Origin of the sequence: Bacillus sp. ISL-41 (assembly GCF_018613235.1) — a bacterium.
Taxonomy (GTDB): domain Bacteria; phylum Bacillota; class Bacilli; order Bacillales; family Cytobacillaceae; genus Mesobacillus.
Genome location: NZ_JAGGQP010000027.1, coordinates 108,523 through 122,944 on the forward strand (window position 1 = coordinate 108,523; position 14,422 = coordinate 122,944).

Consider the following 14,422-nt stretch of genomic DNA (forward strand, 5'->3'; position numbering starts at 1 on the left):
CACGGGATTTTGGAATCTCATATAGTAAAATTATTTAAAAAACTTCACGAAAAATTCCCTACATGGAACTTTCTGAACTATTTCCGCTTGTTCTCCTTTTGTTTAATCCAATACCTTATTCCCTTGCCTGCAAGAGGCTCATCCTTGAATCGCGGAATCACATGCAAATGAGCATGGAAAATCGATTGCCCTCCAGCTTTTCCTGTATTCCAGCCCACACTGTAACCGTCTGGAGCATACTTATCGTCAAGAATCTTCTTCGCCCCAAGCAGTAACTCCCTGGAATCCTTCCACTCCTGTTCTGATAACTCAAAAACATTTTGTTTATGGAGCTTCGGGATAATCAGCCCGCTTCCCTGCAGGACGTGCTGCTCTGACTCCTTCTGGATAAAATAACAGGTTTCATTCTCCAAGACGATTTGCTGCTCGTCATCTGCGTTCACATTGCAATATGGGCAATTCTCCTGGTACATATTTTAGTGCTCCATTTCCATCACTTTATTAATTAGAAAAAAACACGGATATTTTCCAGTTCGCGGAATCCTGATGAAATTCACGGAATAAGCTGCAGTTTTCGCGGAATACCAAGTTGAATAAGATGGTGCAACTTCAATTTACGATAGCACTCTTTATCTCTTATCACTTTTTTTATCCAACTTATTTAACCAACTCTCATAAAACTCATATACCGAGCCTGCAGCGACAAAACCAATCAACAGCATGATGACCGAAAGGGTCTTTTTGATCCACGTGATGTCAATGAAAAGGAATAATGCTCCAGCTGCCGCAAAAGAAACTAATATAATGATCCATCTTCTGAGAAGCCTTGAATCCTTATCCGTGCTCATTTCACACACCTGCCTTCCTTATTTAGTAATACGTAATAATGGATAACAGGTTTCAAAAAACAGGGCCCAAAATAGGACCCTGCAAATTTATTACTAGACTAATTTTCTCATCGCATGGATCTGGCCTAGATGGTAGGCTTCATGAAATAGGGCCATGTTCGTAAGCTCTCCGAAAGTTTCCAGCCCAAGGAAAGGCTTTTTGAGCTTTTCATCCAGCATTGAAACTGGTACTTCCTTGATCCTTCCCAGCTGCGCTTTCAATTGGTCCCGCAAAACATCAACGGAAGGAACATCTCCAGTCCATTCGGATGGTCGGGTACCGTTTCCGAATAACTCTATGTAGCTTGCAGGAAGATGACTCGATTTTTTCGGGAACCCCATCATGAATTGTTCTGTAACTGTCAGCACATGTCCGATGTGCCAGTGAATGTTATTATTGAAGCCCTCTGGCTGGACACTTGCCTGTTCCGCAGTGATGCCTTCAATCGTCTTCAAAAAAGACCCTCTTGTTAATTCAAACTGCTTGAATAATAGCTCACTCATCATTACCTTCCCCTTTCCAGCTTGTACTTCTCACTATATTTATTCTATATATTTCCAACATATGCGACAAGGAAAAAGGAAAAATCATATAAATACCCCTATATGTATTATATTCCATAAAAGGAAATCAACTGACAAAATTTGTTCAAAACATTATGGCTGATATGTGTCTTCACACTTTTTTCACAGATTTCCATAAATTGCTTTGATATCTTATAAATGTAATCATTATAAATTTTGAAGGGAAGCGATTTAGATGTTCGCTAAATGGTTAAGAGAAAACAATATTGCTGCTGGCCTGTTGACTGTGATTCGTGTTTGGCTGGGTTACAACTGGATGACTGCTGGATGGGGAAAATTAACTGGTGAAGGATTTGACGCAACTGGATATTTGAAAAATGCAGTGGCCAATCCAGTAAAAGGTCCAGACGGAAACGCAGTATATGGTTGGTATGTAAACTTCCTTGAAAGCTTTGCGATCCCGAATATCGAACTTTTCAACTTCATTGTCCCGCTTGGAGAATTCCTTGTTGGTCTTGGTTTGATCCTTGGAACACTGACAACTGCGGCCATGTTCTTCGGCCTTGTGATGAACTTCAGCTTCTTCCTTGCCGGAACAGTTTCTCACAACCCAACAGACATCTTCTTCGGCTTCATCATCCTGTTTGCTGGTTACAACGCTGGTAAATACGGCTTGGACCGCTGGGTGGTTCCTTTCATCCGCAAGACTGTTTTCAAACAAACACCAGAAGCTGCACATAAATCTGCTTAACGATATAGCAAAAGCCCTCCGCCGACAAGGCAGAGGGCTTTTTTATCAGGATTTTTCCTCAATTGTTTTAAGCATGATTTTTTTCCTGAAGCCGCCGCTGCGATTCTTCTTGAGCTGGCGCATAAACTCTACTTCCGATTCAGTGATTCCCCTGTGCTCGGCAATCGCATAGACCACCTCAAGCAAATCAACGATTTCACTCAGCAGCCTGTCCGTTCCAGCATTACGGAACTTCTCGACTTCGTCATTGAACTTCTCCATCAGTTTTTCACTATATTGACTTCCATTCAAAATTTCAAATTCAACATTCTTGCCTTTTTCCTTCATTAAATCCGGAAAATAGTCTCTAACAAGCTTGTTATATTCCTTTTTCTCCATGTCGATTCCCCTTTAGCTGTCCTATTGATAAACATATCCTTTATTCGATATGTTCAAACACTTTTTTGAAATATGCTGTAGTACATAGGGTTGTTGTTTGCCGATCAGGCCACTATAAAGCAGAATACATACCAACCAGGTATTATCCCTCTTCCTAAAATAGAGCAATAGAAAAAGCCTGTGGATCGGTCCACAGGCTTTCATATTTTAATAGTTTCTAAACCACATAATCTTCTGTTAACTTACTGCAGGCATTCGATAGATTCTGCAAGCATTCCATCCTAAGCTTTTCGTCGCAGATAAAGTCATTAAGCAGCTCTTCTTCAAGCTTAAATTGAATTTGATTGATTTCTTCCCGTAACCTCTCTCTTTTTTCAACTTCAGATAAATGAAACTCTATCTCCCGTTCAAAGTACTCTACCGTCCCAAATAAAACCGTCAACGTTTCCTCCACCTTTCATAAAAAATTGAATATCCTATGTGCTGAAACCAAATCTGCCAAAAGGATCATTTTATTTTGTCCTGTCAAGTAACTTAAGTATTATTTATCCTATATCGCAAAATACAAACGTGAAATTCGTTTCTTTTTGCAATATGGTGCAGAAAGAGACATTCCAAAAAAAAATCCCCCAAAAGGACGGCGGATTTAATGTGGCAAACAGTCTTCAAAACCATCCGCCTGTACCTGGTGTTCTCATCCGTTCTTTTTTGGCAACCCGACGATCATAGCAGTCATGCCTTAGACTCGTGGCTTTGCGTCCTCATCTTTCAATGAGTTTGCCTTTTTCAGTTCTAATTAAAATATAAAACTTTAGTACTGTTATTTCAACAATTTTCGCCATTTTCTTACAAGGATGAGTCTTTTTTCCTACAACTTTGTGAATGCCAGGTGCCATCTCTTGCTTTTGAAGAAAAGAGAGACCGTCTCCAGATGAGACAGTCTCCTGATTTTGCTATGGCAATAGACTCTTCAATGGTTTTGCGTAGACATTATGATCCTGGCTGCCGATGAACAATGTCTCATTAATGATCACAGGTCCTCCAGGCGATAAAGGCCCCCCTAATTTAACTTTATTCAGCAGTTTGCCATTGCTTGCTTGCAGGACATAAAGATTTCCTTTTACATCCCCTGCATAAACCAAGCCATCCTTTACAGCGGGTGCTCCTTTGATGCCTTCACCTGCTTCATGCTCCCAAACCTTTTTTCCAGTCGGAACATGGTAAGCCATGAGTGACTTGGTATATGGGCTTCCTACAAACGCATACTCCCCTTCAATCGTGACTGCTCCAGATGTATTCGTATGCGGAATTGGCACCTTCTGGTCAGGCCCTGTTCCCATTAAGTCCTTCCATAGCAGCTTTCCGGTCTTATTATCAAATGCGTAGATAAAATGATAATTTTCTGCATCATCACCATATAGCCTTGTTTCTTTTTGAGTTATTTCAAATGCCATATTGGGCATGTTCTCGCCATATTTTTCCCATAGCTGCTTCTTATTCAGCTGTAAATTCATTTTCGCTCCGGTCACAATCACTGTATTCCCCGCTACAGCAGGCGGTACATCTGTTACAGATCCAAGCTTTCCCTGTTTCCAAATAATCTTCTGTCTTTTTAAATCAACGGCAACGAGCTTATCCAGTGCGCCGACATATAAAATATCGTCTTTAATATGTGGAGATGACATGCTTGCCCAGCCAGGGAGCTTCAATTTCCATTTCAGCTTTCCGATTTTTGCATCCAGGGCATAGAGGTGGCTATCCCCTGAGGCAATGTAAACCTCTCCCTTGTAATAAGCAGGTGCCGGCATAACCTCACCCTCTGTCTTATACTCCCACACTTTTTCTCCAGTCTGTGCCTGAAATGCTGCTACTCCACTTTCTCCTGTTCCTCTTACTTTTTGCTTGAATGGATCTTTGAATTTTCGATTGCCATATCCGACATACAAAAGCCCGTCATGATAAACCGTATCGGCATGGATCCAATTTGGCACAGACGACTTCCAATTGATCTCACCTGAAAACAAATCGAATGAGTAAAGGTCCCCGCTATTGTGGTTGCCGACATACAGACTGTCTCTGACAATCACCGGATTTGACCTTACCTCATCCCCTGTAGAATAGATTTGCTCAATCGAGCGAGGATCACCATTGGAATAAACGGCGTTATTGGACGTATGGAACCGATATTGCTCCCAGTCATCGGGACCATAATTCAAATCACTTGCATAAGCAAAAGACCCAAAACTTAAAACCATCAAGAAACTGATCATTACCTTCATCCTCTTCCTCCTTTGAAAAAATACCCCAGCGGCCATATATGCTTATAATTCCCAAAAGGTTTTTAATGAAACCGCTTTCAAGTTATTGCCAATTTAGGTCCGCTCTCTTTATTATTGTTTTCACAATGTAATATCCCAGCAATCTCTATGTAAAATTCACTTGCTAGAATAAAAGGAAGAAGCTTTATTACAGGCGAATGGCAGGGGGATCCTTATGGAACAGCATGTTAAGAAGTCGCTAGATGAGTGGAAAGCAGAAATTGAAGAGATTCTTCAAGAGATTGATGCGGAGTATGAAGAAGTTAAAAACGAGTTAAAAGTGTATACATATAAATTCAACATCACAAAGCAAGTCGTCCAGTCGACAGTGAATCCAGACTTAAACAGGAAAATCCGCGAACTGTATCATCAGCCATTCGAGGAGAAATTCAATGATTTAAAGGAATATATCAAGGAATTGGAAGAGAAAAAGCGAGTCTTTCAAATGTTCACCGATAAAATCGACAAAGTGACGGAAAAAGAAGATACGCCGCAACTCGCAATCGCGCAAACTGAATAAGAACAAAAAGCGCAAACGACTCGATCAGCCCCGACAAGCGTTGGAGGGCCGACCGGTGAAGTCGTTCTTTGACTTCATTGAAGCGACTCGAGGGGCTAGGCGCTGGAGCTGGATTATGAAAATCACAAGTAGTTATCCAACAACTAAATAATTTTATAATTTCCTAAGAAACAAGAAAAGCCTGGCTGATTGATCGAAATCTCAGCCAGGCTTTTTTATGCTTATCTCTTCCACCATGAATCAAACATCGATGCGGGCATATGACGTTTATGCTCTGAAGCAAGGTATCTGCCTTCAATTTTGGCAGCGTCTCCTTCGTCAATCTGCTTTCCTTCAAGATAGTCATCGATTGCTTCATAGCTGACTCCAAGCTCGGTTTCGTCTGACTGTAGCGGCTTGTTGTCAAGAAGGTCGGCAGTAGGTTCCTTCAGGTACAGTCTCGGTTCTGCGTTCAATGCCTTAAGCAGCTCCCTGCCCTGACGCTTGTTCAGTCCGGATAGAGGCAGCAAATCGGCACCGCCGTCTCCGTATTTTGTAAAGAATCCGGTTACAGCCTCGGCAGCATGGTCTGTCCCGATTACCAGCAAGCCTTCCTGTCCAGCGATGGCATACTGTGTGATCATCCTCATCCTTGCCTTTGCATTTCCTTTATTGAAGTCCGTCATATTATCGCCAATACCTTCCTCGAACTGTGTATTGAACGTATCGACAGCCGGCTGGATATTGAAGGTGATCATCTGGTCAGCCTTAATGAAGTCCAATGCTTTCTGCGCATCTTCCTCATCTTTTTGCACAGCGTACGGAAGTCTGACTGCCACGAATTTAGCCTCCTTGCCTTCTGACCGCAATTCCTCCGCTGCCATCTGCGCCAGCCTGCCAGCGAGGGTGGAATCCTGGCCGCCGCTGATTCCAAGCACGAACCCTTTCGCCCTTGAGGCGAGCAAATATTCTTTTAAAAAATCGATTCTCTTCCTGATTTCCTGCTGGGGATCAATTTGCGGCTGTACATTCAATGCGTCAATTATCTGCTTTTGCAAGCTCATAATAAACCTCCTAAACACTTTAAACTGATATTTTTAAGTTGAGAAAGCCTTTGCTAGAATCTCATTATAAAAGAGCATATCCCTTAAAAAGTTTAAAGTCCAGATTTTGGTCAGGTTATCTAACATTCATTTTACAAACGAAGTTCTCCTGTACTATTTTACCCATTCACCTGTTGTTCGTAACATTTTGTACCCCAGGATTTTTTTGCTAGACTATAACTTAGACTATTCATGCTAGATCAAATTGGAGGCATTCATAATGGCAACCCATGAAAAATTCAAAGGCTATTTCGGTACATATACAAAAGGAGACAGCGAGGGCATCTACTCTTTCACCCTTGACACGGTAAATGGAAAAATCCTCGACGTGGAACCAGCGGCAGCCCTGGAAAACCCTACATACCTGACAATCAGTCATGACAATCGCTTTCTTTATGCCGTCGCAAAGGAAGGCGGTACCGGAGGCGTGGCAGGCTTTGGTATCTTGGAATCCGGAAAGCTGTCATTCATCAATTCCGAGCTTGCTCCAGGAGCGTCACCATGCCATGTGAGCGTGAACATGGAAAACAACCTTCTTTTATCTGCCAATTACCACAAAGGGTCTGCTGATTCCTATCTGCTGAACTCTGATACAGGCAATATTGAGTCAGCCTTATCAAGCGCGGTCCATGAAGGCTCAGGACCGGATGAGCGCCAGGAAAAAGCGCACACCCATTATGCAGGATTCACCCCAGACGGAAATTATGCGGCAGTTGTCGACCTTGGCATCGACCAGTTGATTACCTATACTCTCGATAACGGCCAGCTAATCGAGAAGAGTGTGCTCCATATTGTACCAGGCAGCGGCCCAAGACATCTTGTTTTCCATCCAAACAATACCACCGCTTATTTAATGACCGAATTCAGCTCTGAAGTTCTGGTTTTAAAATACAATTCACAGGACGGCAGCTTTGAACAGCTCCAGGCACTCTCCACCCTGCCTGCAGATTTTAGCGAAAACAATCAGGGAAGCGCCATCCATATTTCATCTGATGGAAAATACGTCTACGCTGCCAATCGCGGCCATGACAGTATCGCGATTTTCAGGGTGGATCCAGAAAGCTTCCAGCTCGCATTTATCGAGCATACGGCTACGGAAGGAAATTGGCCAAGGGATTTTGTGTTAGACCCAAGCCAGAAATTCCTGATTGCGACGAACCAGAATTCCAGCAATGTCGCGCTTTATGCCCGTGACGCAGAAACAGGAAAATTGACTCTGCTGCAGTCTGATGTGAAGGTTCCGGATCCGGTCTGTGTGAAATTTTTGAATTACTAAAGGTTGTAAAACAGGGCAGGTGCCGTTAAGCGCACCTGCCCTTTCTTTTATCTGTCACTTGGGAACCTGACACCCATTTGCAATCTTGCTTCATCAAGAATCCTCATCGTGATTCTCGAGTTTTCAAGCGAGTTGTTCGTCGATTCCAATTTACCTTGCTGAATCACTGAAATGAACTCCTCTGCTTCGTAAAACATATTATCTTCCAATTGTTCTCTCGAAATGTCTTCATTTTTCCCATCGCGATAGATGATTTCCACTTTTTCCGGTGTACTGATTTTATCAATCCTGATGTTTCCATTCTCGCCGTGTATTTCAGAAGGAAGTGATGAATCAGTGATTTTCGAAAACATGATGACCGCATCCATTTCCTCATATTTCATAATCAGGCTGCCTTCCCCATCCACACCTGATTCAAGCAAATAGCCGGTTGCCTGAATAGACTTTGGCTCTCCAAACAGGACAACGAGAGGATAGAGGCAATAGATGCCGATGTCCATCAGTGAACCTGCCGAAAATTTCGGGTTGAAGGCGTTCAATACGGTACCTTCTTTATACTTGTCATAGCGGGACGAATACTGGCAATAGCTGGCGAAGTACCTTCTGATCGTGCCGATTTTATCCAGATTCTCCTGGACGGCCTTGAAGTTCGGCATCAGGGTCGATTTTAGCGCCTCCATCAAAACAACCTGATGATCCTTTGCCGTCCTGATCATATCGTCCAGCTCGCGGCTGTTAGACGCAATTGCTTTTTCGCAGAGAACATGCTTGCCATTTTCCATGAGAGTCTTCGCCTGGCTGGCATGCAGAGAATTGGGACTTGCAATATAGACGGCATCAATTAAATTGCTTTTTGCCATCTCTTCCAGGTCTGTAAAAATAGTATCCACTCCGAATTTGCCGGCAAACTCCGCGGCACGGTCCTCAGTACGCGAATAAACGGCATTAAGCTGAAAATCCTGATGGTGGCTTGCCCCCTTGATAAATGCTTCTGTAATCCAATTTGTACCTACTACTCCGAAACGCACCATGTTGTTTCACCCTTTCAAATAGGAAAAGCCGGGGACCATGCCCGCAGCTTCTTTTTTCATCTTATCGAAAAGGGAGTTCGATCACAAACTTTGTCCCTTTTCCATGCTCGCTTTCCACTGAAATTTTTCCATCATGCATCTGTACCAGCTGTTTGACTATGGACAAACCGAGGCCGAACTCTCCAAACGGGTTGCTCGTTCTCGAGATATCGGCTTTGTAAAAGCGATGCCAGATTTTTTCGATTTCAGCCGGTTCGATGCCAATGCCTGTGTCCTCGATTTCAATCACCGTCTTCGCCCCAGCCATCCTGCCGCGAAGCCAGATGGTCCCATTTTCTGTGAACTGGATGCTGTTTTTCGTAATATTGATCAAAATCTGGACAAGACGGTCATAATCAGCATGGACCATGGCTGATTCTTCCGTTTGGATCTCAATTGAGTTATTTCGTTCCTCCGCCTGCAGCCCTAGTTGGTCCTGGATGATTTCGAATACCTCAATCAGTTCAATATCTTCTTTTAAAAGCAGTACTTGATTCGAGCGGATTTTATCATAATCCAGGTTCTCATTAACCAGCCTGATCAGCCGCTTCGTTTCCTGGCTGACCAGGTTGATGCCCCGCTCTTTCTCCGCCTCGGGAATCATATTATTCCTGAGCCCCTCAATAATTCCGCTAATGGTCGTAAGCGGCGTCCTCAATTCATGGGAAACATCTGACATGAACTGGCGGCGCCGGTTTTCCAGGCTTTCGATTTCTGATTTCGAATCGTTCAGTTTGCTTACCATGCTGTTAAAATCATTCGCCAATTCACCGATTTCATCGAAGTCAGAGGATGGAACTTTTACGGTATAATCCCCTGCAGACACGAGCGATGTGGCTTCCTGCAGCTTTTTGATCCTGTTCACATGGATGCGTGACAGCACCCAGCTCAGCAGGAACGAAACAGCAAGCGCAATCAGCACAGTATAAAATAAATATTTATTGATTTCTGTAATCATTTCCCGTGTCCCGCTGATTGGCGAGGTCAGGAGAATGCCGCCGATGAAATTTCCACGATCCACATATGGCAAAACAACCAGGGTCACAGCACGGTCATACCGTTCTAGATCAAAATTTTTCACAATCGGATTTCCGTTTGTGAGCTGGCTCCACTCTTCTTCCGATAACTCGATCGCCGGCCCTCTCCATCTGATTGGATTCAGCAGCTGGATATTCTCATCAAATACACTGAACTGGATATCCCGGCCAAAAAGAACCCGGGCATACTGATTGATCACCTGATCAGGACGTTCACTGCCTCGATCAAGATCTCGGAGGATATTTTCCCCGTAGGAAATCAGCTCCTCCGTTTTATTTTTATAAACCAGCGTTTCCACATACTGTGTGAATACGAGGCTCAGGATGAGGAAGGCAACGATGATAATGCTGATATGGCTCAGAAATTGCTGGTATATATATTTAACCTTCATGCCCATCAACCAGTTCATCGAATTTATAGCCTACGCCCCAAACCGTATGGAAGAATGGCTGTTCAGCACTGCCAATCTTTTTCCTTAGTCTCTTGATATGGACATCCACCGTACGTTCATCACCGTAAAATTGGTATCCCCAGACACGCTCAAGAAGCTGCTCCCTCGTGAATACCTGGCGCGGATGCTGGGCGAACAATAGAAGCAGGTCGAATTCTTTTGGCGTCAAATTTGTCACTGGGCTGCCGTCCAGGCTCACTTCACGAGTTTCTTTGTTGATTTTCAGACGGCTCGTCCCAACCTCGCTGTGCTCACCGGGTTTCTGTTTTTGATATCGCCGGGCCACAGCCTTGATCCTCGCCATCAAAGCCAGCGGACTGAACGGCTTCGTCACATAATCATCCGCTCCCATCTCCAGTCCAAGAACCTGATCAGATTCACTGTCCTTGGCCGTCAGCATGATGATCGGCACATCACTGCCATCCTGCCTGATCTTCCTGCAAAGTGTGACACCATCCATACCCGGAAGCATCCAGTCGACAATCAGCAAATCCCACTCTGCGCTTTTGTAAGCCTCATAGCCCTGGAGGCCATCATTCACAAACCTGCCTTCTATGCCCTCTTTTAAAAAGAACATCTCAATCATCGCACAGACACTTTCATTATCCTCAATCACTAATATTTTCACGGCAATCCCCTCTGTTCCGACATCTGTTATATATAAATTATAGCGCAATGGCGAGAGAATCAACTGTTTCACCTGCTGTTACAGATTATTTAACATGTTGGTCATAGTTTGTTCATGATTGCAGATGGGGGAATCGTTTAACTGGCTTATTTTTTTGGGATTAATACACCTTTCAGGGATAGACCGCTCTATTGGTGACCTCTTTTCTCATATTCTTACAATTTAGGGCACCAATACGCTTTATTGGTGACCTCTTTTCTCAGATTCTTACAATTCAGGGCACCAATACGCTTTATTGGTGACCTCTTTTCTCAGATTCTTACAATTCAGGGCGCCAATACGCTTTATTGGTGACCTCTTTTCTCAGATTCTTACAATTCAGGGCGCCAATACGCTTCATTGGTGACCTCTTTTCTCGGATTCTGGCATATTAGGTCACCAATACGCTCTATTGGTGACCTCTTTTCTATGATTCCGGCATATTAGGTCACCAATACACTCCATTTGCGGTCTAATAAGTGCCTATATCCTACTAAATAAAGCCAGCTCAAAAACTGAGCTGGCTCTGATATTAATCCTTTTTAACAGGCAATCCTTCTTCTTCCCAGGCGGAGTAGCCGCCTTCGAGGTTGACTACATCCTTGTAGCCATTTTTCAAAAGCAGGCTTGTTCCGATTGCGGAACGCGCGCCTGATTGGCAATGGGCGATGATTTTCTTGTCTTTTGGCACTTCGTCAAGCTTATCGGTCAGGTTTCCGAGCATCATGTGATGGGCACCTGGGATATGGCCGCTGTCCCATTCACTCTGATTACGGACGTCGATGACAAAGTAGTTGTCGTCTTCCATCATTTCTTTTGCCTCGCCGGCGGTGACGGTCTTGTATTCTTCCAGGCTCCCGCCTAGCTCTTTCGGGTCAACATAACCTGTAACCTGGTCAAGTCCGATTGACTGCAGGGATTTTTCAACGTCAGGCAGTTTTTCCGGATCAGCAATCAATACGATATCCTGGTCATAGCTTAACAACCAGCCTGCCCAGTTCGTGAAGGATTTATTATATGGGATATTGATTGTTTCTTCAGCATGCCCCTCGGCGAAGTCATCTGCCGGACGGGTGTCGACAACCACTGCATCCCTCGCGTCAGATAATGACACTTTAGGAGTTTCCTCTCGTCTGAGCAGTTCAGGGCCAACTTTATTCAGCTTTTTCATCTGAGCGAAGTATTTCGGAGGCTCCGGCTGTCCTGCAAGCAGCTCCTCAACAAATTTGTCTTCCTCATGAATTTGGAAAGCCCAGTTGAATTTTTTCTCATAGCCTAATGTGGACATTGGCACAGCGCCAAGTGATTTTCCGCATGCGCTTCCTGCTCCATGTGCTGGCCATACCTGCAGGAAGTCAGACAGCTTTTCCACTTTGCGAAGCGATTCGAACATCTGGTGTGCACCCGCTTTGGATGTATCCTTGATGCCTGCGGCTTTTTCGAGAAGGTCCGGGCGGCCGACATCGCCTACGAACAGGAAGTCTCCTGTGAAGATTCCCATCGGCTCATTGGCGCCGCCTCCCTTATCCGTCAGCAGGAATGAGATGCTTTCCGGTGTATGGCCCGGCGTGTGGATGACTTCAAAATAGATATTCCCAATATTGAACGTCGAGCCCTCTGTCAGCAATTCATGCTCATACTGGTCGACATATTGATACTTCCAGTCCTTATCCCCTTCATCGGATACATACAGCTTCGCTCCATGATGGTGGGCAAGCTCCCTTGCTCCTGACAAATAATCTGCATGAATATGGGTTTCGGTTGCAGCTGATACTTTGAGGGCTTCTTTATTGGCGATGTCCAGATAAGGCTGGACATTCCTTGCCGGGTCGATGACAATCGCTTCGCCCGTTCTCTGGCAGCCGATCAAGTACGACATATGTGCAAGCTGGTCATCAAAAAATGACTTGAAATACATATGAACTCCTCCTTCATTTTTGATAGGCTTATGAAGACTATACTCTCTTATATACCCCGCACCATATCTTTTAAAAGCCAAAAAAACATCAGTGCCGGGCGCTGCCTGAATTCCAATATACCTATATCTGTATTTTACTCTGTTAAAAAATCTTCTTCAAATAAAAAGAACCTGCTCCAAAATTGGAACAGGTCTATTTTCCAGCAGGCCGTTTCATCATCAAAATATAGAGAAGAAGCGAAACGGAAACGGAAATGGCGGAAGCGATATAGATGCTGCCATAGCCGAGCCAGTGACCGATCTGGCCAAAAGTCATCGCTCCGACACCAACGCCCAAATCGAAAAAGGAGAAGAAGGTAGCGTTAGCCATACCTTTTCGATTCATCGGTGCATCCTGGACAGCCCATGCCTGAAGTGCCGGCTGGACCGAGCCAAAACCGAATCCGTACAGGCCGGCTGCGATGAACATCACCAGGCTGTTTGGCAGCCAGGCTAAAAGGATCATGGCGATCATGATTAAAAATGTCCCGGGCAGGAAGACGGCGCCATGTCCTTTTTTGTCATAGAGTTTGCCCGCAAATGACCGGGATAGCATTAGGGTAATCGCAAAAATAAAAAAGTACCATTCTATCCCTTCAATTCCCTTCTGTGCTGAGTAGAGGGGCAGGAATGAAGCGATTCCTCCGAATGTGGTTGTAATGAACAATAATAGCAAGGATGGCTGCAGGGCGGACTTTTCGTATACATCCCATCTGCGCTTGACCGCATTCTCTTCCGCTTTTACTTCCGCTTTCTCCACCTTTTTATAGGTAATCCTTGATGCCAGCAGGAAGGCAGCAAGACCCAGGATCGCACTGATTAAAAATAACTGCTTAAAGGTGATTGCCGCAGCCAGTGCAAGACCAAGTGTCGGTCCCATCGCGAGAGCAACGTTCCCGGAGAGACCGAAATAACCCATTCCTTCTCCCCTGCGCCGCGGCGGTATTAAGTCGGTTGCGATTGTACCAGAAGCTGTCGTGGAAAATCCCCAGCCAATCCCCTGGACAATCCGCATTAAAAACAAGAAGACGATTCCTGAAGCAAATCCGAATGAGCCTACAGAGACCACGAAAATTGCCAGGCCTGTCAGATAAATGAACCCCCTGCCTTTCGTTTCCAGCATCCGTCCTGCAAATGGGCGTACAATCAATGCTGAAAATGTGAAAATCCCAACGACAAATCCGATTAACTGGTCATTTCCGCCCAGATGCTCCACAAACAGTGGAATGGTAGGCAAGGTCATTTGAAAACCAAGGAAAATGAAGAAATTCGCCAGGAATATAAACATAAAGTCCCTGCTCCAGATTTTTTCAGTGCCCTGAGGCTGTTGAGCTGCTCCTGTTGATTGATCCATCTGCTTTCATCCTTTCTGATTCCATGCTTTGCTTAGGCACTGTTGCCAATCCATCCTTTTAAAAGGATTCACGTTCAATATTCCGTCAATTTGTTGTTGCATTTGTGTGAACAACTTCACAACTAACTCATTTTTATTTCGGATTCTG

General features: G+C 44.4%; 15 protein-coding genes and 1 riboswitch. Of the genes, 3 read left to right on the plus strand and 12 right to left on the minus strand.

Annotation, left to right across the window (positions count from 1 at the left end):
• Nucleotides 1–77 precede the first annotated feature (77 nt).
• The 3 genes from J7I80_RS13365 to J7I80_RS13375 form a co-directional block, all read right to left on the minus strand.
• Nucleotides 78–473, minus strand: coding sequence for an HIT family protein (locus tag J7I80_RS13365; protein WP_214738845.1), 396 nt, complete (start codon nt 471–473; stop codon nt 78–80).
• A 156-nt stretch (nt 474–629) separates the two neighbouring features.
• On the minus strand, nt 630–848 hold the full coding sequence (locus tag J7I80_RS13370) for a hypothetical protein (RefSeq protein ID WP_214738846.1): 219 nt from the start codon (nt 846–848) through the stop codon (nt 630–632).
• Nucleotides 849–941: 93 nt separating this feature from the next.
• Nucleotides 942–1,391 (minus strand): DinB family protein, encoded by a 450-nt coding sequence (locus J7I80_RS13375; RefSeq protein WP_214738847.1) that lies wholly within the window; start codon nt 1,389–1,391, stop codon nt 942–944.
• 256 nt (nt 1,392–1,647) lie between these two features.
• On the opposite strand from J7I80_RS13375, the gene J7I80_RS13380 reads away from it, so the two are divergent.
• Nucleotides 1,648–2,163, plus strand: coding sequence for a DoxX family protein (locus J7I80_RS13380; protein WP_192472151.1), 516 nt, complete (start codon nt 1,648–1,650; stop codon nt 2,161–2,163).
• Between the two features lie 45 nt (nt 2,164–2,208).
• On the opposite strand, the gene J7I80_RS13385 is transcribed toward J7I80_RS13380, so the two are convergent.
• From J7I80_RS13385 to J7I80_RS13395, 3 genes are all read right to left on the minus strand, one after another.
• Nucleotides 2,209–2,541 carry a nucleoside triphosphate pyrophosphohydrolase gene (locus tag J7I80_RS13385; protein ID WP_214738848.1) on the minus strand — a complete coding sequence of 111 codons (333 nt, stop codon included), beginning with the start codon at nt 2,539–2,541 and terminating at the stop codon, nt 2,209–2,211.
• A 217-nt stretch (nt 2,542–2,758) separates the two neighbouring features.
• Nucleotides 2,759–2,983: a hypothetical protein gene (locus tag J7I80_RS13390; RefSeq protein WP_214738849.1), complete on the minus strand. Its 225-nt coding sequence runs from the start codon at nt 2,981–2,983 to the stop codon at nt 2,759–2,761.
• 265 nt (nt 2,984–3,248) lie between these two features.
• Nucleotides 3,249–3,333: riboswitch (cyclic di-GMP riboswitch) on the minus strand.
• Between the two features lie 161 nt (nt 3,334–3,494).
• Nucleotides 3,495–4,820 carry an outer membrane protein assembly factor BamB family protein gene (locus J7I80_RS13395; protein ID WP_214738850.1) on the minus strand — a complete coding sequence of 442 codons (1,326 nt, stop codon included), beginning with the start codon at nt 4,818–4,820 and terminating at the stop codon, nt 3,495–3,497.
• A gap of 214 nt (nt 4,821–5,034) precedes the next feature.
• Here J7I80_RS13395 and J7I80_RS13400 point away from each other — a divergent pair, with 214 nt between their 5' ends.
• Nucleotides 5,035–5,379 (plus strand): hypothetical protein, encoded by a 345-nt coding sequence (locus tag J7I80_RS13400; protein WP_214738851.1) that lies wholly within the window; start codon nt 5,035–5,037, stop codon nt 5,377–5,379.
• Nucleotides 5,380–5,600: 221 nt separating this feature from the next.
• Here the strand turns inward: J7I80_RS13400 and nadE are convergent, their stop codons facing one another.
• Complete coding sequence (gene nadE, locus J7I80_RS13405; RefSeq protein ID WP_214738852.1) at nt 5,601–6,422, minus strand: ammonia-dependent NAD(+) synthetase; 822 nt, start codon at nt 6,420–6,422, stop codon at nt 5,601–5,603.
• A 259-nt stretch (nt 6,423–6,681) separates the two neighbouring features.
• Between nadE and J7I80_RS13410 the strand changes: the two genes are divergently transcribed.
• On the plus strand, nt 6,682–7,737 hold the full coding sequence (locus J7I80_RS13410) for a lactonase family protein (protein WP_214738853.1): 1,056 nt from the start codon (nt 6,682–6,684) through the stop codon (nt 7,735–7,737).
• Nucleotides 7,738–7,784: 47 nt separating this feature from the next.
• Here J7I80_RS13410 and J7I80_RS13415 read toward each other — a convergent pair whose 3' ends face one another.
• The 5 genes from J7I80_RS13415 to J7I80_RS13435 form a co-directional block, all read right to left on the minus strand.
• Complete coding sequence (locus J7I80_RS13415; protein ID WP_214738854.1) at nt 7,785–8,768, minus strand: Gfo/Idh/MocA family protein; 984 nt, start codon at nt 8,766–8,768, stop codon at nt 7,785–7,787.
• Nucleotides 8,769–8,829: 61 nt separating this feature from the next.
• Complete coding sequence (locus tag J7I80_RS13420; RefSeq protein ID WP_214738920.1) at nt 8,830–10,236, minus strand: sensor histidine kinase; 1,407 nt, start codon at nt 10,234–10,236, stop codon at nt 8,830–8,832.
• Complete coding sequence (locus J7I80_RS13425; protein WP_214738919.1) at nt 10,226–10,924, minus strand: winged helix-turn-helix domain-containing protein; 699 nt, start codon at nt 10,922–10,924, stop codon at nt 10,226–10,228. Before J7I80_RS13425 ends, J7I80_RS13420 begins: the two co-directional genes overlap by 11 nt.
• 571 nt (nt 10,925–11,495) lie before the next feature.
• Nucleotides 11,496–12,881 carry an MBL fold metallo-hydrolase gene (locus J7I80_RS13430; protein WP_214738855.1) on the minus strand — a complete coding sequence of 462 codons (1,386 nt, stop codon included), beginning with the start codon at nt 12,879–12,881 and terminating at the stop codon, nt 11,496–11,498.
• Between the two features lie 193 nt (nt 12,882–13,074).
• Nucleotides 13,075–14,274 carry an MFS transporter gene (locus J7I80_RS13435; protein WP_214738856.1) on the minus strand — a complete coding sequence of 400 codons (1,200 nt, stop codon included), beginning with the start codon at nt 14,272–14,274 and terminating at the stop codon, nt 13,075–13,077.
• Between the last annotated feature and the right edge of the window lie 148 nt (nt 14,275–14,422).

What these genes read in the sequence shown, in the direction of transcription:
- J7I80_RS13365 (WP_214738845.1), bottom strand. Translation starts at nt 473, where the DNA reads ATGTACCAGGAGAATTGCCCATATTGCAATGTGAACGCAGATGACGAG.
- J7I80_RS13370 (WP_214738846.1), bottom strand. Translation starts at nt 848, where the DNA reads ATGAGCACGGATAAGGATTCAAGGCTTCTCAGAAGATGGATCATTATA.
- J7I80_RS13380 (WP_192472151.1), top strand. Translation starts at nt 1,648, where the DNA reads ATGTTCGCTAAATGGTTAAGAGAAAACAATATTGCTGCTGGCCTGTTG.
- J7I80_RS13420 (WP_214738920.1), bottom strand. Translation starts at nt 10,236, where the DNA reads ATGAAGGTTAAATATATATACCAGCAATTTCTGAGCCATATCAGCATT.
- J7I80_RS13395 (WP_214738850.1), bottom strand. Translation starts at nt 4,820, where the DNA reads ATGAAGGTAATGATCAGTTTCTTGATGGTTTTAAGTTTTGGGTCTTTT.
- J7I80_RS13415 (WP_214738854.1), bottom strand. Translation starts at nt 8,768, where the DNA reads ATGGTGCGTTTCGGAGTAGTAGGTACAAATTGGATTACAGAAGCATTT.
- J7I80_RS13435 (WP_214738856.1), bottom strand. Translation starts at nt 14,274, where the DNA reads ATGGATCAATCAACAGGAGCAGCTCAACAGCCTCAGGGCACTGAAAAA.
- J7I80_RS13400 (WP_214738851.1), top strand. Translation starts at nt 5,035, where the DNA reads ATGGAACAGCATGTTAAGAAGTCGCTAGATGAGTGGAAAGCAGAAATT.
- J7I80_RS13410 (WP_214738853.1), top strand. Translation starts at nt 6,682, where the DNA reads ATGGCAACCCATGAAAAATTCAAAGGCTATTTCGGTACATATACAAAA.
- J7I80_RS13385 (WP_214738848.1), bottom strand. Translation starts at nt 2,541, where the DNA reads ATGGAGAAAAAGGAATATAACAAGCTTGTTAGAGACTATTTTCCGGAT.
- J7I80_RS13375 (WP_214738847.1), bottom strand. Translation starts at nt 1,391, where the DNA reads ATGAGTGAGCTATTATTCAAGCAGTTTGAATTAACAAGAGGGTCTTTT.
- J7I80_RS13430 (WP_214738855.1), bottom strand. Translation starts at nt 12,881, where the DNA reads ATGTATTTCAAGTCATTTTTTGATGACCAGCTTGCACATATGTCGTAC.
- nadE (WP_214738852.1), bottom strand. Translation starts at nt 6,422, where the DNA reads ATGAGCTTGCAAAAGCAGATAATTGACGCATTGAATGTACAGCCGCAA.